The sequence below is a fragment of the Roseomonas sp. KE2513 genome (assembly GCF_016107305.1).
In the GTDB taxonomy this organism is placed as follows: domain Bacteria; phylum Pseudomonadota; class Alphaproteobacteria; order Acetobacterales; family Acetobacteraceae; genus Roseomonas.
This window is the reverse complement of sequence record NZ_RCVR01000180.1, coordinates 1-587: the sequence shown is the minus strand read 5'-3', so window position 1 is coordinate 587 and position 587 is coordinate 1. Positions and strand designations below refer to the sequence as shown.

Below are 587 nucleotides of genomic sequence, written 5' to 3'. Positions count from 1 at the left end.
AGCCGGGTCGTGCTGGAGAAGCTCGCCAAGCTGCGGCGCCCGGACGTACTCGGCTGCACCAGCACGTCCGAACTGTCCGACCTTCCCCCACGCGGCCGGGACGTGCTGGCCCTGGTGTGCCGCGGCATGGCCGACGAGGCCATCGCCAACAAGCTCGGGCTCTCCCGCAACACGGTGCGCAACCACGTCACCGCGCTCTACCGCCGGACCGGCGTGCGCAGCCGGGCCTCCCTGGTCGTCTGGGCCCGCGAGCGCGGCTTCACGGGTGGCGCCCCGCCAAAGTCTCCTGCGCCGACGAAAGATTAGTGCGGTGTCCCTGGCCTCTTAGTGCAGGTGCACCATTCTCAAACAGTGACATCCCTATCGCGGAACGAACTCTGACAAGGTGCCTCGGTTGTGGCAGCGAGCGCCGCGGCTGGACCTATCCCGTCCAGGGCGGAACCTCATCAGGGACGAGCCGATGAACCAGGATCCATCCCCCGGCGAGGCCGCACGGGTACGGGGCTCCGTCAAGGAGGCCATCGGCAAGCTCACCGGCGACGCCAAGGCACAAGCTGAAGGTCGCGCAGAGAAGGCCGAAGGCAAGC

At 68.3% G+C, this 587-nt stretch carries 2 protein-coding genes; both read left to right on the top strand.

Annotation, left to right across the window (positions count from 1 at the left end; translation table 11 throughout):
* Positions 1-306, top strand: a 306-nt coding sequence (locus D9599_RS30845) for a response regulator transcription factor (RefSeq protein WP_198385152.1), incomplete at its 5' end; no start/stop codon positions are given.
* 154 nt (positions 307-460) lie between these two features.
* A partial coding sequence (locus tag D9599_RS30840) for a CsbD family protein (protein ID WP_198385151.1) occupies positions 461-587 on the top strand: 127 nt, incomplete at its 3' end.